General features: G+C 68.6%; 11 protein-coding genes. 2 read left to right on the top strand and 9 right to left on the bottom strand.

Features of this window, described 5'->3' with window-relative positions:
- Positions 1 to 25: 25 nt before the first annotated feature.
- Together hisH and hisA are read left to right on the top strand one after the other, a co-directional pair.
- The gene (hisH, locus tag AVKW3434_RS06090; protein WP_284405133.1) at positions 26 to 694 is read left to right on the top strand and encodes an imidazole glycerol phosphate synthase subunit HisH; all 669 of its coding nucleotides are present in this window, start codon (positions 26 to 28) and stop codon (positions 692 to 694) included.
- Between the two features lie 57 nt (positions 695 to 751).
- Positions 752 to 1,498 carry a 1-(5-phosphoribosyl)-5-[(5-phosphoribosylamino)methylideneamino]imidazole-4-carboxamide isomerase gene (gene hisA / locus AVKW3434_RS06095; RefSeq protein WP_284405134.1) on the top strand — a complete coding sequence of 249 codons (747 nt, stop codon included), beginning with the start codon at positions 752 to 754 and terminating at the stop codon, positions 1,496 to 1,498.
- A gap of 172 nt (positions 1,499 to 1,670) precedes the next feature.
- Here hisA and AVKW3434_RS06100 read toward each other — a convergent pair whose 3' ends face one another.
- The 9 genes from AVKW3434_RS06100 to AVKW3434_RS06140 form a co-directional block, all read right to left on the bottom strand.
- Positions 1,671 to 2,876 (bottom strand): spherulation-specific family 4 protein, encoded by a 1,206-nt coding sequence (locus tag AVKW3434_RS06100; RefSeq protein WP_284405135.1) that lies wholly within the window; start codon positions 2,874 to 2,876, stop codon positions 1,671 to 1,673.
- An 86-nt stretch (positions 2,877 to 2,962) separates the two neighbouring features.
- Positions 2,963 to 4,183 (bottom strand): spherulation-specific family 4 protein, encoded by a 1,221-nt coding sequence (locus AVKW3434_RS06105; protein WP_284405136.1) that lies wholly within the window; start codon positions 4,181 to 4,183, stop codon positions 2,963 to 2,965.
- 71 nt (positions 4,184 to 4,254) lie between these two features.
- Positions 4,255 to 5,628 carry an exopolysaccharide Pel transporter PelG gene (pelG, locus tag AVKW3434_RS06110; RefSeq protein ID WP_284396747.1) on the bottom strand — a complete coding sequence of 458 codons (1,374 nt, stop codon included), beginning with the start codon at positions 5,626 to 5,628 and terminating at the stop codon, positions 4,255 to 4,257.
- Entirely contained in the window at positions 5,628 to 7,160 is a 1,533-nt protein-coding gene (pelF, locus tag AVKW3434_RS06115; protein WP_284405137.1) for a GT4 family glycosyltransferase PelF, read from the bottom strand. Before pelF ends, pelG begins: the two co-directional genes overlap by 1 nt.
- Complete coding sequence (locus AVKW3434_RS06120) at positions 7,157 to 8,170, bottom strand: tetratricopeptide repeat protein (RefSeq protein ID WP_272567617.1); 1,014 nt, start codon at positions 8,168 to 8,170, stop codon at positions 7,157 to 7,159. The genes pelF and AVKW3434_RS06120 overlap by 4 nt, the downstream gene beginning before the upstream one ends.
- Positions 8,163 to 9,563 (bottom strand): PelD GGDEF domain-containing protein, encoded by a 1,401-nt coding sequence (locus AVKW3434_RS06125; protein WP_284405138.1) that lies wholly within the window; start codon positions 9,561 to 9,563, stop codon positions 8,163 to 8,165. Before AVKW3434_RS06125 ends, AVKW3434_RS06120 begins: the two co-directional genes overlap by 8 nt.
- A gap of 4 nt (positions 9,564 to 9,567) precedes the next feature.
- Positions 9,568 to 10,119, bottom strand: a complete 552-nt coding sequence (locus tag AVKW3434_RS06130) for a penicillin-binding protein activator LpoB (RefSeq protein ID WP_272567619.1) — start codon at positions 10,117 to 10,119, stop codon at positions 9,568 to 9,570.
- A 23-nt stretch (positions 10,120 to 10,142) separates the two neighbouring features.
- Positions 10,143 to 14,201, bottom strand: coding sequence for a tetratricopeptide repeat protein (locus AVKW3434_RS06135; RefSeq protein ID WP_284405139.1), 4,059 nt, complete (start codon positions 14,199 to 14,201; stop codon positions 10,143 to 10,145).
- Positions 14,137 to 16,989 (bottom strand): bifunctional glycoside hydrolase/polysaccharide deacetylase family protein, encoded by a 2,853-nt coding sequence (locus tag AVKW3434_RS06140; RefSeq protein WP_502869033.1) that lies wholly within the window; start codon positions 16,987 to 16,989, stop codon positions 14,137 to 14,139. The genes AVKW3434_RS06135 and AVKW3434_RS06140 overlap by 65 nt, the downstream gene beginning before the upstream one ends.
- Positions 16,990 to 17,151: the final 162 nt, after the last annotated feature.

Raw genomic sequence — 17,151 nt, forward strand, 5'->3', positions numbered from 1 at the left:
GCTCATCCAACATGCGCAAGCAGCTATGAAAAGTGAAGCAAAAACCGTGGCCGTCGTGGACTACGGCATGGGCAACCTGCGCTCCGTCTCGCAGGCCGTCCAGGCCGCCGCCGAGGGCACCGGCTGGACCGTCGTGGTCACCTCGCGTCCCGAGGACGTGCGCGCCGCGCAGCGCGTGGTGCTGCCGGGGCAGGGCGCCATGCCCGACTGCATGAGCGAGCTGCGCGAATCGGGCCTGCAGGCGTCGGTGCTGGAGGCCGCTGCGTCCAAGCCGATGTTCGGCGTGTGCGTGGGCATGCAGATGCTGCTGGACCGCAGCGCCGAGGGCGACACGCCCGGCCTGTCGCTCATCCACGGCGAAGTGCTCAAGTTCGACCTGGCCGGCCGCCAGCAGCCGGACGGCAGCCGTTACAAGGTGCCCCAGATGGGCTGGAACCGCGTGGGCCAGGTGCGCCACGGCGGCGCGGCGCACCCGGTGTGGGCCGGCGTGCCGGACCAGAGCTACTTCTATTTCGTGCACAGCTTCTATGCGCGCCCGCGGGATGCGGCGCACTGCGCGGGCGAGGCCGATTACGGCGGCCCCTTTGCAGCGGCGATTGCGCGCGATAATATTTTTGCCACGCAATTCCATCCGGAAAAGAGCGCGGAGCACGGCCTGGCGCTCTATCGCAACTTCCTTCACTGGAATCCCTGATCTTCAACCCCTTGCCGGGCCTGCGGCCCGACCTGGCACATCCTTAGCCTTTCCATCATGCTGCTCATCCCCGCCATCGACCTCAAGGACGGACACTGCGTGCGCCTCAAGCAAGGTGACATGGACCAATCGACCACCTTCGGAGAAGACCCGGGCGCCATGGCCCGCAAGTGGGTGGAAGCCGGGGCGCGACGCCTGCACCTGGTGGACCTGAACGGCGCCTTCGCCGGCACGCCCAAGAACTACACGGCCATCAAGTCCATCCTGAAGGAAGTCGGTGACGACATCCCCGTGCAGCTCGGCGGCGGCATCCGCGACCTGGACACGATCGAGAAGTACATCGACGGCGGCCTGCGCTACGTGATCATCGGCACCGCCGCCGTGAAGAACCCCGGGTTCCTGAAAGACGCCTGCAGCGCCTTCGGCGGCCACATCATCGTGGGCCTGGATGCCAAGGACGGCAAGGTCGCGACCGACGGCTGGAGCAAGCTCACGGGCCACGAGGTGGTCGATCTGGCCAAGAAGTTCGAGGACTGGGGCGTGGAGTCGATCATCTACACCGACATCGGCCGCGACGGCATGCTCTCGGGCATCAACATCGACGCCACGGTCAAGCTGGCGCAATCGCTCACCATTCCGGTCATCGCCTCGGGCGGCCTGGCCAACATGGCCGACATCCAGCAGCTGTGCGCAGTGGAAGGCGAAGGCATCGAAGGCGTGATCTGTGGCCGCGCCATCTATTCCGGCGACCTGGATTTCGCTGCAGCGCAGGCCCGTGCGGACGAATTGAACGGCGCTGCCTGACGCCTAGTTCCGGCCGCCTCAGGATGCCTTGCGGCGACTGAGGCGGGTTTTCAGGCGCCGGTCCTTGCAAGCCCCGGTGCCGTGCCATCCGGACCATCGGTCCGGCGGCTTTCCATCCAATGCGATTGCCACCGAGCGCCAGGCAACGCCCGGCACCAGGCGCGCTTCGGGATCAGCAGCCCGTGACGGCCCGTCCCTGGTTCACCGCAGCCACCGTCTGCAGCAGGTTCGTCCAGTACGAAGGCAGGGCGTCCCAGGGGTTGCCGACGTCCGCCACCGGGTCGTATTCGAGGTTCGTCATGTAGATGGGGCCGGCGTTGTACCGGGCCGAGGCGGCCGTCTGCACGGCCTGCTGCATGTCGGCGCAGGTGGCGGTGTTGTGCACCAGCGAGCTTTGGCGGCTGTTGGCCAGGGTGTACAGCCAGGGCGCGGTGCGCGGGTCGTAGCTGGCGTAGGTGCTGTTGCGCCCTTCGAAGGTGACGAGCACATCGGCCACCGCGGCGTAGCCGGCGGCAGGCACCATGCCGGGGTTGCCGATCACGCGCAGGCTGGCGTCCTTGGCCTTGATGTAGCTGTAGATCTCGCGGTAGAAATCGAGCCGCGTGGTCTCGGAGGCCATTTCGTCCAGGAAGATGCCGCTGATCGCCCCGCGCCCGAAGAGCGCGATGTAGTTGTCGATGTTGGCCTTGATGCTGGCCAGCGACCGCGAGCCCGTACCGTAGCCGGTATAGACATAGCCCACCACCTTGCCGCCGGCCGAAACGAACGCGTTGACGGCGCTCACATAGCTGGCCTCCGCCGTGGTGAACACCCCGTTGTTGGGATTCAGGATCGCGGTGACGGACACCGCCGGATTGGCCGCCGCGCCGCTGGCCAGCAGGGTCCATCCCTGGCCCGACGAGGGGTGGAAGTAGGCGGGCACCAGCACTTCCAGCGCCGCAGGGGCCGGGCGCAGGTACACCACGCGCGTGGCGGTGACCGACTGGCCGGACACGCTGGTGGTGGCGCTGATCTCCTGCCGGCCTGCCGCGGCGCCGGACAGGGTGGCGGTCGCCACGCCCGCGCGGGTGGCGCTGGTGGTGGAGAACGCGCCGGGCAGGGCGGAGAAGTTCACCGCCATGCCATCGGCCGCGTCGGCGCCGTTCACCGTGACGCGCGCGCTGATGGCCAGGGCGGCATTCGCGTTGAAGACGGTCTCCGCCTGCGGAGCGCTGAGGGTGATGGCGATGCTGGTCGGGGTGGGGGTCACCGGCGTCGTCGGGTCGGAGGACCCCCCTCCACCGCCGCCACCGCAGGCGGCCAGCAAGGCGGCGAGTGACAAGCCGCACCAGCGGGTGATGCGGGCAATGAGGGTGACGCGGGCGGGAATGCGGGGCATGGGATGTCCTTGGCGGGCGGGAAAGGGGATGGTGAGGGGTTGGACAGGGACTCGTGCAATCGGCGTGCCGGGTGCGGATCTGCGGGTCAGCAGGTGGGCAGCGTGGCGCCCCGGTTGACGGAATCCACGGTGCCCAGCAGTCGGGTCCAGTAGGCCGGAAGGGTATCCCAGGGGTTGCCTTCCTGCGTGTCGGGGTTGAAGGTGTCGTCGGTCACGTAGATCACGCCGCTGTTCACGCGGGCCGTGGCCGCCGCGCGCACGGCGGTTTGCATGGCCGCGCAGTCGGCCGCGTCGTGCACCAGGGCGTTCTGGCGCGTGTTGGCCATCTGGTAGAGCCAGCCGCCGCTGGCGCGGGGATCGTAGTCGGCAAAGGCCGCGTTGCGGTTCTCTAAGGTCACCAGGGTATCGGCCACGGCGGCATAGGCGACGTTGGGCACGGTGCCCGGGTTGCCCACCACGCGCAAGCTGGCGCCTTTGCTCTTGATGTAGTCGAAGAGCTGCCGGTAGTAGTTGATCCGGCCGGGCGCGGACGACATCTCGTCGATGAAAAAGCCGCTCACCAGCCCGGTACCGTAGAGGCTGAGGTATTTGTCGATGTTGCCCTTCACCTTGCTGATCGAGCGCGATCCGTAGCCGGTGTACACGTAGCCCAGCAGCTTGCCGCCCGCCTGCACGAAGGCCGTGGCGGCAGCCGTGAACTCGGGGTTGGCGCGGGTGAAGACGCCGTTGCTGGGGTTGAGAATGGCCGTGACGCTGACGGAGGGGTACGCGCTGGCGCCCGCGGTCATGGCGTCCCAGGGCGAGCCCGCCGAGGGGTAGAAATACGCGGGGACCAGCACTTCCATGGGGGCGGCGGCCGGGCGCACGTAAAGGATGCGCGAGGCGGTCACGGCGCCGCCGCTCGAAGCCACCGAAGCGGTCAGGGTCTGGCGCCCCAGCCCGGAGGCAGTGAAAGTGGTGCCGGCCTCGCCGCCGCGCAGCGCGGCCACCGGCGGCGCAAAGCTGCCCGAGGTGGCGGAAAAATCGACGGACACGCCGTCAGTGATGGCGCTGGCGACCCCCGCCTGCACCGTGAGGGAGACCGGCACACTGGCTCCGGCGTCGAATACATCCTGGTCGAGCGGAGCGGCGAAGGCGGCCTGCGCACCGGCCGTGGCGGCTTCGGCTTTTTGCGCCGGGGTTTCTGCGGGTTCACTGCTGCCGCCCCCGCAGCCGGCCAGCACTGCGGCGAGCAATCCGGAGACCGACCAGAACGCCAGCCGCAGCGCAGCGCGGCTCGGCAAGGCACGATGGATCGCGTTCGGCATGGCGCCTCCCTTTTTTCTGTGGCCCGGGTGGATTTCAGTTTTTTGCCATTGTCCACCGAACGCGGGCCGGGCTACTGCAGCATGAAGGTTTCGTACTCCAGCCGGTTGAGTTGGCGCGACAGCAGGTACATGCCGGTGCACAGCGTGAGCAGCGTGGACAGCGCGAAGCCGTAGCCATACAGGGCCGCGCCGGCATACAGCGTGAAGCCGGTGAGCGCGATGTTCAGCAGCACGAACTGCACGCACAGCAGCAGCACGATGCGGCGCTGGTCCAGGTAGAAGAACACATTCAGGATGGCCATCAGCCCCACCTGCAGGCCCGCACCGATCACCTGCACGTGCAGCAACGGTAGGTAAAGCCGCGAGATGCCCAGCACGTCCAGCAGCGCCGGGCCGGCCACGAAGGTGACCAGGATGGCCAGCGTCTGGATCTTGCCGATCTCGCCCAGACCTTGCTGGATCGAATAGACCATCTCGTCGCGCATGGCCTCGATGTACTCGAGCGAGCCGCCGCTGCGCACCGCGTCGTAGAACTTGTCGTAGTACTCGACGAAGTCGGTCTCGATGCGCACCAGGAACACCGCCATGCCCGGAATGATGGACAGGTAGGCCAGGAACACCGGCAGGTCGTAGATGAGCGATGCGCGCAGCCCGCCGATGATGTTCTGGGACGTCGGCGGGAAGTACCAGAACATGAACTTGTCGATCCAGATCCCGAAGTTGTAGAGGAACCCGATGGCCACCAGCGACGGATACAGCAGCTTGCGCTCCGCGAAGTCGAACGCGATCAGCCGGCCCTTGGGGTTGAATTCCTGCACCACCAGGATCCACATGCCGGCCAGCAGCAGGTAGTTGCCCAGCACGAAGCCCGTGAGCAGCCCCTCCAGGCCCCAGGGGCGCATGAAGAGCGAGCCGATCACGATCACCGCGTAGGCCAGGCCGAACAGCACCACGATTTCCTTGTAGCGCTTCATGCCGGACAGCAGCACCGTCAGCACCCACACGTCGCACATCAGGGTGAAGCCCGCCAGCATCAGCATGCGGTACACCAGCCCCAGGTTGGGCAGCAGCAGGAACAGCGCTATCGTGCCCAGGGCACCGGCCACGAGCGTGACCACCAGCAGCAGCCCGTGCAGGTTGGGCAGGATGAGGTCCTTGCGCTTTTCGAAGAGCCGGTCGGACACGAAGCGCGTGAAGGCCAGCTGCACCAGCCCCGTGAGGATCAGGCTGCCCGCCACCATGTAGGTGACCGAGGTCTGGAACTGCGTGACCAGAAAGCCCGGCACCACCACGCTGGCGCTGAAGATACCGATGAGCAGGATGCCCACGATGGAGAAGACCCACGGGCCCGAGCCGATGACGCCCGCATAGGCGTAGGCCTGCACCAGGCTCACCAGCGTGTTCTTGCGCAGCATGCGGCGCAGTTCGAATCCGATGCCAGCCATCAGCGGGGGCCCTCCGTCTTCTGGAACGCGTTCTCGTACACGCGGCGGTAGCGGTCGAACATCATGGTGTCGGTGTAGTAGCGCTCCACGCGCGCGATGGCCGCCCGGCTGGCGCTCTCCCAGGCGGCGGGGTCGTTGAGCAGCGACAGCGAGGCGTCGGCCAGGCGCTGCGGATCGGCGATCGGCACCACCTTGCCCGAGGCGCCCAGCGCCTTGTCTTCATCGTCCAGCCCTTCGATGAGCTGGCGGCACGACCCCACGTCGGTGGACACGGTGGGCACGCCCGCGGCGTAACCCTCCAGGATCACCAGGGGCAGCGCCTCGCTGATCGACGACAGGATCACCAGCCCGATGCGCGGCATGAGGTCTTCCACGCGCTGAAAGCCCAGGAAGCGGATGTTCTGCTCCAGCCCCAGGCTGCGCACGAGGTTCGTGCATTCCTGGGCATAGGCCGGGTCCTCCTCGGTCGGGCCGGCGATCCAGCCCTCGGCCTGCGGCAGCTGGTTGACCACGCGGCGCATGGCGCGGATGAAGGTCTTGATGTCCTTGATGGGCACGACTCGGCCGATGAGGCACAGAATCGGCGGCACTTGTGCGGGGCGCTTGTCGCGCAATGGGGCGAAGCGGCCCAGGTTGATGCCGTTCGGGATGTTGAAGGTGCGCGATGCCTCGGCGCCATCGGTCACCTGCCGCAGCCGGTTGGTCTCGTACAGCGCGATGATCGGGTCGGCCGCCGCGTAGCAGTAGTAGCCCAGCCATTCGAAGAACTGGATCCACATCTGGCGGAAGTACGACAGCTCGGTCGGGTCGCGTTGGAAGATGTTGCGGTTGTCGCGGATCCACTCGCTCTTGAACAGGTCGATCTTGCGTTCCTTGGTGTAGATGCCGTGCTCCGACAGGATCAGCGGCACGCCGCGCGCCTGCTCGATCAGCCCGCCGAGGAAGCCGGCGTACCCCGTGGAAGCGCAATGCACCACGCGCACCGGAATGAGCTGCTGCGCCACGCGGGCCAGCGTCCACAGCGGCTGGTACATGATGCGCACCGTCCAGAAGTAGTCCACGAACGACGGGTCGGTGCAATGGTCGCGGTAGCTCTTGCAGATGATTTCCCACGCCCGCTCGCTGTAGAGGAAATCCTCCAGCGGCAGGCGCCCGCCCGGCTGCATCTGCTGGGTGATCTCGCGGAACGCGGCCATCGTCTGCGGGCTGCGGTCGCCCGTGCGGAACGACTCGACCAGGGTGTGCACCATGTCCAGGGCCGCGCGGCTGCCCTTGCGCCGCGCGGGCAGGGTGCGCACGCCCAGGTGGTCGTAGAGGTAGTGCTCCTCGAAGTGCACGACGTTCGGCGGCAACTCGTACTTGAACGCGGAATAGTCCTCGCGGCGGCTGCCCAGGAAGACGATGGCAAAGCGGTACTCCGGGTAGGCGCGGATGATCTGGTTGATCCAGCTCGACACGCCCCCGCTCACATAGGGGAAGGTGCCCTCCAGCAGCAGGGCCACGTCCGCCTCGCTGGCTTTGGGCCCTGTCATGGCGCGCTCCAGTAGTCGAGGACGGGGCGCAGCCGGGGCAGCGCGCGCCACTGGTTGAGCTGCTGCACCAGTTCGCGCGTCTGCGCGAAGTCGCGCCGCTCGAAGCACAGTTCGGCCTGGTAGGGCAGTACGCGCGTGGCGGGCAATCCCAAGTTCCGGGCGAGCGCGTAGGCGGCTTCGGCCTCTTCCACGCGGCCCAGCAGGTGCAGCAGGCGGCCGCGGCGCAGGTTCAGTTGCGGATGGTCCGGCTGCTGCGCCAGCACCTGATCGCAGTACTGCAGCGATTCCTTCACAGCGTGGTCGCGCAGGTCGCCCTGTACCAGCTCCTGATAGACCAGCTCCCAATACAGGTCGGACAGACGGAAGGCCGATTCGACGGTGAGCGGCCCCGGCACGTCGCCTTCGGTCTCCTTGGCCAGGCGCAGCGCATCCAGTTCGCTGTCGATGGTGCGGTTGATGCGCTTTTCCAGAGTGTCCAGCATGCCGTAGGCGAGCAGGCGCAAATCCTCGCTCGGATCGCTCAGCACCGTGCGCAGCAGGGGCGAGGCAATGCGGCCGGACACGTGCTGCAGCGCCACCATGGCGCGCATGCGCGTCTGCATCGGGGCCTGGCTGTTGCCCAAAAAGGACCGCAAACCGGACTGGCGAAAGCTCCCCTGCATGCGCTGGTGGCGATCGAACTCCGGCAGCCGCAGCGATTCGAAGTCGCCCTGCGACGAGGGGCTGCGGTAGATGCGCAGCACCACCACGGCAGCGATCACCCCGATGAATCCGACGATGGGCACGGCATAGCTGAACACCGCCATCAGGCCCAGCACCGGCGCGCGCGGCCGGGCCTGCTCGCCCGATAGCAGGGGCAGCAGAAAGAAGGACAGCATTACGCAGGCCAGGGCGTGCACCAGCAGGTAGCTTGACAGGGCCGCATCCGTGTGGCCCTGCAGCAGCGCGGGCCCGCTCCATGCGCCGATCTCCAGCAGCAGCGCGGAGATGGCGAACTTGAGGTTAAGCATGGGCCATCCCGTTCAGCCGCTTGAGCACGGCCAGGGGCTCGCCGTTCAGCGGGATGATGTGCGGAAACACGCCGGCCTCGGCCAGCGGCTTGCCGCTCTTTTGGCCCGACCAGACCTCCAGGCGGTTGATGTAGCCCTCGGCAGTGGCGTTGTCGCCCAGCGGCATCAGCATGGCGAGCACCTGGCGATCATTGCCGGTGATGAGCCAGCTTTCGTCCAGCTCGCGTTTCAGCCGCTCGATCTGGCCGGGCAGGCCGGCCTCGATGGCGCGCGGCAGGAACTCCAGCGCCACGATCACGCTGGGCACCTTGGCCGTGTCGCGGATGTGGGCCAGGCGCTGCGCTTCGAAGGCGAAGTCGGCGGGGCACTGCGGCAGCTCCTTCAGGATCGGCGCGGCCACCGTCTGCATGGCCAGACCGTCGGTGTAGTAGCCCAGCAGCAGGTTGATGGTCTGCAGGTTCTCGGCCTGCAGCGAGAAGAACGGCATGTCCTCGATCACCAGCAGCCCGTAGATCTCGCCCCCTAAGTCCAGCAGTGGCGCTGCGGCGAGGTAGCGGGTCTGCTGCTGGTCCGCCAGCATCTGGCTCACGTGGCAGAGCTTGCGGGTTTCCAGTGCCTGCTGTACGAGCGGGTCGCGCGCGTCCAGCTCGGCGCCGCTGCCGATCCGGGCCACGGCCCGGGCTTCGATGCTGTCTTCCGTGGCGGCGTACAGCGCCGCGGATTCGAGCTGGCAGTACTGGGCCAGCAGGCGCAGCAGGGTCTGCGCGCCCTGGGCCGCGTCCTCTTCGGAGCCGCCCAGCGCCTGCAGCGTGGACAGTGCATCGCGCATGGACATCGGCCGGCCGATCAGCTCCTGCTCCAGGCGGTCGTGCGACAGGCGCAGCAGGTAGTACTGGCGCACCAGGTGCTCCAGGCGCTGGTCCAGGTACAGCTGCACGTTCTCGGCCCGGCGGGTGCGCGCCTGCCAGAGGCTGGAGAACTCGCCCACCAGCATCACGAGGATCAGGCCGCCGAGAAAGAAGATCTGCGGAAAGGTGTCGTAGTGCCCGAAGTTGAGCGCCAGCCAGCCGGCCAGCAGCACGCAGGCGCCGCCCAGCCCGGCCAGCGGGCCGTAGCGCAGGGCCACGATCACGGGAGCCAGCCAGGACCACGGGAACGCGGCCTCGCTCCACAGCGGGTCGAAGGGCTCCAGCAGCATGCCCAGCGCGAGCGCGATGATCGGCAACAGCAGCGTCTCGCCCAGCATGATGGCTGGACGGGTGTCGGTGTCGGCCAGCTTGCCCAGCAGGTTGGAGGGCAGGTGCCGCACGCTCGGCTTGGCCGGCGGCTCGGGCGCGGCCGCCCCGACGGTGCGCCGCCGCTGTTCCACCGACGAGGGGGTCTCTGATGCCATGGCTTCAGCGGGCTCGGGACAGGCCGGAATCCAGCAGGTCGCGGATCAGCTTCTGCGCCACGCCGGAGAGGGCCTCGCGGCTCCAGCCGCTCTTGCCGCCGGTGCCGCTCCAGATCGTGTCGCCGGAGGCCACGTCGATGATCTGCAGCGTCACGCCCGCAGCGGGCTCGCCGTCCACGCCGACCTTGTAGCGCCATTCGTCCACCGCCCCCGTGAGGGCGTATTTCGCCTGTTGCTCGCGTGCCCAGGCCAGCACTTCCTGCTGGCGCTTGGCGTCGCCCGCATCGAACAGCGCTTCCTGCTGCGTGGTGGTGGGATAGCGCTGGATGCGGCCAACGCCGCGCGCATGCAGCAGGGCCTGCGCAATGGCTTCGGCGCGGTTGCCGGCCAGCGGGGTCTCGGTGTGGTTGGCGAACGGCAGCACCACCCACGTGGCATTGCGCTCCAGCGCGGGTGGCTCGCCCCGGTCGATGGTGGAGCAGGCGGCCAGCAGCAGCAGGGCGCCGCCGGCGGCGAAAACTTGCAGGCGTTGCAGCAGGGTGCGGTGGTGTTGCATGGTGGATTCCTTTGGAGACGACATCAGAAATGGAGACGGTAGGTGAACAGCAGGCTGCGCGTGAGGCCCTGCAGCTGCAGGCCCGACTTGCCCACGCCCCAGCTCAGGCCCAGGTGATCGGAGCCGAGCACGCTGCCGGCCATGCCCAGGCGCAGTTCGTAGCCCGGGCCGAGCACGCTGTGCCAGGTGCGGCTGGCCGTGGCGAACGGCAGCAGGGCGCGCGTGTATTCCTGCTCGTAGCGCATGTTGGTGGACACCTGCAGGCCATAGAAGCTGAAGCTCTCGGGCAGGAAGAAGTCCTGCCCCAGCGGACCGGCGTTCACGGGTACGTAGCGGCGCACTTCCAGGTCCCGCGGCGCGAGCGTGCTCAGGTCGCGCCGCGAAAAATCGTGGTGCGACCAGAACGCGCCGAACTCCAGCAGCGGCGTCTCCTGCCGGTAGGTGTGCGTGTAGTTGATCGACGTGTGGCGGCCGCTGCCCAGCGAGGCGCCGGTCTGCAGCGTGTAGCGCTCGTCGGCATAGCCGATGGTGAACTGGTCCTGCCGCGTGGCCTGGTAGCGCAGGCTGGCGCCGGCGCGGTCCTTCATGCCGGCGATGCGCAGCGCCAGGCTTTCCTGGCTGGGCAGCTGCATGCCGAGTTCCATGCGCAGGGTCAGCCGGTTGTCGATGCGCTGCTCGTGCTCGACCTGCAGCGGCGTGTAGGCCAGAAAGCTCTCGCGGCGGCCGGCGCGGAACATCGTCTCGCCGTCGGGATGGCGCCAGCGCACCTGCACGTCCAGCGCACGCTCGTCGGGTGGGTTGCGCACCACGAGCGCATTGGTGGCATGCCGGCGGATGCTGATGAAGTTCACGTCCATGGCCAGCCGCGGGCTGATGGCGATGTGGAACACCGCGTCGGCCTCGCTCTCGTCCATGCCGCCCAGCTGCTGGAACTGCAGCTTCGTGCCCGCGTGGTCGCTGAAGGCCAGCAGGCTTTCGGTGAGCTGCAGGTGCAGGTGCAGGGGCTGGTCGTCGTGCTGGTCCTGCTGGGCGTCGAAGGCGGCGGTCTGCGCGAGGCGGATGTCGTTCACGGCGCGCGCCGCGTTCACGCGGTCGTAGCGGGGCAGGCGTTCGTCGAACTCCTGCAGCAGCTGGCCGGTGGCGGCCTTGTCGTCTTCGGCCAGCGCGACCGTGATCTCGGCCCACAGCGGGCGGTTGCTGCGCACGCCGCGGCTGCGGGCGTACTGGTGCCACAGGAAGCCGCGCTCGGCCGTGTATTCGCCGGCGTCCTGCAGCCAGCCGATGGCCGTCTCGGCCGCCGCGTTGGACATGCCGCCCTGGGCGTCGCGGTCCAGGCGCAGCAGTTCGCGCAGCACGTCGACCGAGGGGTCGCCGGGCCGCTGCGTGAGGAACAGCCGGGTGCGGGCGATGCGCCGGGTCTGGTCCAGGCCTTCTTCGGTGAGCCAGCGCTGGCGTGCCTGCGCGGGCGTGAGGCGCACGCCGCCATCGCCCTTGCGCACCGATTTCCATTCGCGCGACAGCAGTTCGCGGCGCAGCCGCCACGAGCGGTCGGACTGCTGGTTCTGGTCCAGCGCGTCGGCGTAGTTCATGAGCCACAGGAAGTCGTCCTGGTGCTCCCGCAGGTGTGGCGTGAGGTAGCGGTCCAGCGCCACCTGCGGTAGCGACAGGGCCTGGTAGGCCGCCGCCAGCGCATCGTGCACATCGCTGTTGCGTGCCCAACTGCGCTCCTGCGTGGCCAGCAGGGTGCGCAGCGAGACGGCATCGTTGCTGTCGATGAACAGCCACATCAGCGCCTGGCGCATCTCCGACGAATCGGGGCTCAGCCGCAGGCCGGCTTCGAAGTGCCGGCGTGCCTCGGGCAGGTTGCCGGTGTTCTGGTAGTAGGTGCCTGCCAGCCGCAGGAACTCGGGAATCTGCCACAAGCGCGCCAGCGAGCGCCGGGTCGCCGTGGGGCTCGCGTCCAGCTGCGCTAGCAGGGGGCCGAACGCCTCCCACCGGCTGCGGCCCGAGTACAGCGCCAGGGCCTCGACCAGGTAACGCGGCTCGTCGAACCGCTGCCAGGCCAGCACGGACACGCGCGCGGCCTCCAGCGGCTGGTCGGTGATGAGCAGGCGCACCAGGGCATCGAAGTCCGACACATCCGTGCCCTTGGTTTCCACCAGGCGCCGGTAGGCCTGCACGGCCAAGTCGTTGCGCTCGCGGCTTTCGGCCAACTGGCCCGTGAGCCGCCAGAAGTCGGTCTCCATGTCCTGCGCGGGCAATTGCTGCTGCTGGGCCGTCTCCAGCCACTTCAGTCCTTCGTCGGGCCGGCCGTGGGTGAGGGCAAGGATGGCCGCGCGCATGGCGCGGGCAGGCGTCACCTGAGCCTTGTCGGCCAGCAGGCGGCGCCAGTTGTCGAGCGCGAGGGTGGGCTGGCCTGCGCGTTCGGCGAGGTTGGCCAGCAGTTCCACCGCCTGCGGGCTCTTGGCGTGGTCCTTCAGGTAGTCGATGGCGGGCTGCGGCTCGCCGATGCGCTCATAGGCATCCACCAGCGCGCGCACCAGGTTGAAGTCGTCGGGCCGGCTGCGCAACTGGTGGCGCAGGGCGAGCACCAGGGCGCCGTCGTCGAACTGCCCCGGCGCCAGGCGCAGCACGGCCTGCCAGGCGGCTTCCTTCTGCGTCTGCCGGGCGATGAAAAGCCAGTTCTCCAGCGCCGGGGCGGGGCGCTGCGTCCATTCGGACACCTGGGCCAGCCGCTCGCGCCACGCGAGGTCCTGCGGCTGCTGCTGCACGGCGGCGTTGGCCAGCGCCCAGGCGTCGTCCAGCTTGCGGTTTTCGAGAAACACCTCGTAGCCCAGCGTGTAGATCTTGTCGTCGAAAGGCAGGCCGGGCGGCGGCACGTTGCGCGGCGCGGGCCGCGCGGCAGGGGTGGCCGGTGCGGCGGCGGCTGCTGCTGCGGGCGTGGCTTCTGCCGCCTGTGCCATGCGCTGCAGGCGCCAGGGTCCGGCGGGCACGGTGTCGGGTGCTTGCAGGCGCAGCCACGGCGGCACCATCAGGTGGGCGCCGTCGTCGTACCGGTGCAGCGGCGCGGCCGATGCAGGGGCGCTCGTCAGGGGGCGCAGCAAGGCGCCCACGGGCCGCATGGCTTCGGCATCGTCGCCCTGAGCCAACGCGCTGGGTGGTGCCGGCCAGGGCGGGCTGAGCGAGATGCGCAGCAGGCGCCGCACATAGCGGTCCGCCACCGCCGGCTTGCCGGCGGCTCGGGCCAGGTTGGTGATCATGAGCAGCGTCTGCGGGTCGTCGGCCAGGGGGCCGATCTCGCGCTCGGCCAGGGCCAGGGCGGCCACGGGCTGGTTGCCCGACTGCAGCGTGCGCACGGCGGCCAGGTAGTACGCCTTGGCCTGTTCCGGGTCGGGCGTGACCTGGCGCGCCAGCATGTACAGCTCGGCGCTGCCCGCGTAGTCGCCCGTGCCCAGCGCTTCCTTGGCGGCCCGCTCATACAGGCGCGCGGCCTCGCGCGGGTCTTTGGCCTCCTGCGCGAGCTGGCGGCTCATCGCGACGCCGGTGGCGCGGTCTTCCATTTCGGCCGCGCGGCGGGCGAGCAGCAATTGGCGGTCGGCGGGCCACTTTTCCTTGGCCAGGGCCTGGAGCTGGCGCTTGAGGTCCTCGCGCTGGGCTTTGCGGCGCTCGGTTTCCTTCTCGGGCGTGCGCTGGTACTCGGCGTACGACAGGTCCCACAGGCTCCACAGCGCGTCGCGGTGCAGTTCCGGGTCGCTGGAATCCAGCGCAGGTTGCAGCGTGGCCCGCGCGTCCGCCATTTCGCCCACGGCGATCTGGCGCTGCGCCAGCAGCAGGCGCAGGCGGGGGTTGTCGGGATCGCTGCGCAGCAGGTTGGTGAGGTAGGCCACCGACAGCGCGATGTCGGTGGTCTCGGACAGCCGGCGCTCCAGATCCTGGCGGGGATACAGCAGCCACAGCCCCCCGCCGACCATGCTGGCCAGCAGGGCGATCAGCCACGAAGGCGCCAGGACGGGGCGCTCAGCGGGCTGGGCACTGGAGCTGGATTTGCGCAGCAGCATCGGCGATCCGGAATTGTTGGACATCCGGGCCGGCCGGAGTGGCCGCCCGCGTGGGGGTGAGCAGTTTCTGGTTGGCGCGCACCTGGCAGTTGCCGGCCGCCGCCACGCTGAACGCGAGCGGTGCGTAGGCCTTCAGCGTGAACTCCGTGCGCGCGCCCTGGTCGCGCACGTTCCAGTCGCCGAGCCGGCCGTTGGCATCGAACAGGTAAGGGCCTTGCGCCAGCGCGGCGGGCGCGCTGGCCGTGGCCGCAGGCGCCGCGGCCTCGGCCGCCGCGCCACGGGTTTGCACCCACGCCGCGCCGCCGGTCAGGTGCACGTAGGTGCCCTCGGCGCCGGCGCGGTAGCCCGCCACGCCCTGGCTGCCCTGCACCAGCGGCGTGCCGAGCACGGGGGGCAGGCGCAGCGTGCGCAGCTCGCCGTCACCGCGCACGCGCCAGCCCGCGCCGTCGCGCGCCAGCGCGTAGGTGTGGAAGTCGCGCACCTTGCGGATGAACTCCGAGGCGAACACCGGGTGCAGCGGCTGGGCCACCGCCCAGTCGTACACCTTGCGCAGCACGTTGAGGCCGGCGCGCTTGGTGGTGGAGTACACGTGGTAGTAGATGTCCACGGGCTTGATGCGGCGGGGCGTCTCCGTCATCTCGAAGCTCTGCAGCACCTGCTCGTAGCCGTAGTAGGGGCCGCGCCACAGGTTGGTGTAGATGTTCTCGTTGGTGATGGGCGCGTACACCTGCAGGTAGCCGTTCTTCTGAATGCCGTGCGCGCCCACGGCGGTGAGCGAGGGATTGGTGCGCGTGATGGACGTGTCGCCGCCGTTCATGTTGAGCAGGCCCGCGCGTTCGGTGATCTCCAGCGCCTCGGCGCCGGGCGCGGTGTCGCCCGACCACAGCAGGATCTTGACCTTCTTGTCCGGCGGCGCCAGCCGGGTGTTGATGTATTCGGTCGAGCCCACGATCTCGCGTTTCAGGTCCATGGTGTAGCCGGGAACGTCCAGGCTCATGGCGGCTTCCGAGTTCTCGCTGAACAGCCCGTGGCGCACGCTGCGGTCCCACAGGAACGGGTGCGAGTAGGTGTGGCTGGCGATCTCCACGTGGGGCATGCGGAACATGCGCCGCGCGATGTCCTCCAGTTCCTTGCTCATCTCCGGGTGCAGGCCGTGCGGCGCGATCTCGGCTTCGATCACGGACATGGTCTGCGGCACGGTGCGGTATTTTTCGAACACTTCCTTGAGCAGCACCAGCCCGGCGTTGGGGCTGCCCGGCAGTTCGGCCAGGGAGGGGAAGCCGTCGCCGTCCACGTGCGAGAACATCAGCCGGCGGCCGTTCTCGGTGGTCACGTCCGGCGCCGGAATGGGCGGCAGGCGAAGCGCCTGCGTGAGGAAGGCAAAGGGGTCCACCACCCAGCGTGCGTAGTCGGTGCCCGGCACCTCCACCACGACGAAGGGGTCCACCACGAAGCCGCCCCAGGGCATGATCGCGCCGCCGACGAAGGACTGGCCGCGCTGATCCTTGAACTCCACCAGGGAGCGGCCCGCCTGCACCGGCACGCCGTTGCGCATGACGGGCTCGAACTGCGCCCGGGCCGCCGGCTCCACTGCCATCTCGAAGCCCATCATCGGGTCCTGGACCACGGGCTTTTGCGTGCCGCGCGGTGGCGAGGCATTGCCCTGGATGCCCAGTTTGTCGTTGAGCTGGCGGTCCAGCGCGAAGCCGAAGTTGCCGAACACCGCCAGGGGCGTGCGCTCGGCCAGCCGGGCCTGCAACCACTGGTTCATCGTCTTGGTGCGGGTCTCGGGCAGGAAGCCGGAGAACCACGTCACGATGCCCGCGTAGCGGTCCTGGTACACGCCGGCGGGCAGTTCGTTGCGCACGTCCGCATAGTCCACCACGTAGCCCATGTGGTTGAGCGGCATCTGCAGGAAGCGGTGGGCTGCGGCGTAGTTCAGCGCCGGGCTTTCGCCGCCGTAATAGACCACCAGCACCCGCCGCGGCACCACCTCGATGCTGCCGATGCCGACGGTGTGCACCTGGCTGTCCGTCACCCAGGGGATGAAGCCCAGGTCCTTGATCTTCTGTGCCGTGGCGCGCGTCAGCTCGCGGTCCGCGGGCGGCACGTAGTCGATGGCCAGTACCGGCAGGCCGTCGCGCTCGCGGATCGTGCGCAACTGGCCCAGCAGCCATTCGCGGTCTTCCGCCTTGACGGGTTCGTAGCGCTGGGCGCCGGCGTTCCAGCCCTGGTAGAGCGACTCGGCCGCCACCATCTGGATCTTGTCCTTGACGCGCGGCACGACCTCGAAGCCGCGGTTCAGGATGAGCTTGATGCCCGGAAAGCGCTGGTGCAGCAGTTCGATCACCCGGACGATGCCGGCCTGCTGCGCCGCCTCGTCGAACTGGTTGGCGAGCCGGTACGAGTCGAGGGTGTCCAGGAAAAAGCCGCGGTAGCCGCTTTGCCACAGCGGGCCGACCACGCGGGAGGCGAAGAACTCGGGCCAGTCGGCCGGCGTCTGGTCGATCACCTCGGAATTCCAGGCGCCGTTGCGGGCCAGCTTCCATGCCGCGGGGATGTCGCCGTAATAGGGGCGGGACGACTGCACTTCCGCCACCGAGACGTAGGCATACAGCTCGCTGCCGCCTTGGCGGTAGGCCACGGGGTCCTGGCCATGGCCGGGTTCGACCACCACGATGTCGAACACCTTCAGCTCCGACAGCGGGGCGGTCGGACCGTAGTGCAGCGCCACCGCCGGCGCAGCGGCCAACGCCCAGGCCGGCAGCACCAGGAATAGGCTTAAAAACAACAGTCGAAGCGTGGTTGGCACGATGGGTCGAGGGTGGGGACGCACAAGATGAAGCGGTTCGGATGCAGGGGATCTCGTTCGGATCATTGGGCCTGGCATCGTGGAAGCGGTGACTCTTCCGATTGAATGTTGCTACTTATAGACACATTGGCGCGGAAAAGGGAGACGGATACACCCCTGCAT

The sequence above is a fragment of the Acidovorax sp. SUPP3434 genome (assembly GCF_030159015.1).
Lineage (GTDB): Bacteria > Pseudomonadota > Gammaproteobacteria > Burkholderiales > Burkholderiaceae_C > Paracidovorax.

Excerpts from the sequence above, each read along its gene's own strand:
- AVKW3434_RS06135 (WP_284405139.1), bottom strand. The coding sequence starts at position 14,201 with ATGTCCAACAATTCCGGATCGCCGATGCTGCTGCGCAAATCCAGCTCC.
- AVKW3434_RS06100 (WP_284405135.1), bottom strand. The coding sequence starts at position 2,876 with ATGCCCCGCATTCCCGCCCGCGTCACCCTCATTGCCCGCATCACCCGC.
- pelG (WP_284396747.1), bottom strand. The coding sequence starts at position 5,628 with ATGGCTGGCATCGGATTCGAACTGCGCCGCATGCTGCGCAAGAACACG.
- pelF (WP_284405137.1), bottom strand. The coding sequence starts at position 7,160 with ATGACAGGGCCCAAAGCCAGCGAGGCGGACGTGGCCCTGCTGCTGGAG.
- hisH (WP_284405133.1), top strand. The coding sequence starts at position 26 with ATGAAAAGTGAAGCAAAAACCGTGGCCGTCGTGGACTACGGCATGGGC.
- AVKW3434_RS06125 (WP_284405138.1), bottom strand. The coding sequence starts at position 9,563 with ATGGCATCAGAGACCCCCTCGTCGGTGGAACAGCGGCGGCGCACCGTC.
- AVKW3434_RS06130 (WP_272567619.1), bottom strand. The coding sequence starts at position 10,119 with ATGCAACACCACCGCACCCTGCTGCAACGCCTGCAAGTTTTCGCCGCC.
- hisA (WP_284405134.1), top strand. The coding sequence starts at position 752 with ATGCTGCTCATCCCCGCCATCGACCTCAAGGACGGACACTGCGTGCGC.
- AVKW3434_RS06105 (WP_284405136.1), bottom strand. The coding sequence starts at position 4,183 with ATGCCGAACGCGATCCATCGTGCCTTGCCGAGCCGCGCTGCGCTGCGG.
- AVKW3434_RS06120 (WP_272567617.1), bottom strand. The coding sequence starts at position 8,170 with ATGCTTAACCTCAAGTTCGCCATCTCCGCGCTGCTGCTGGAGATCGGC.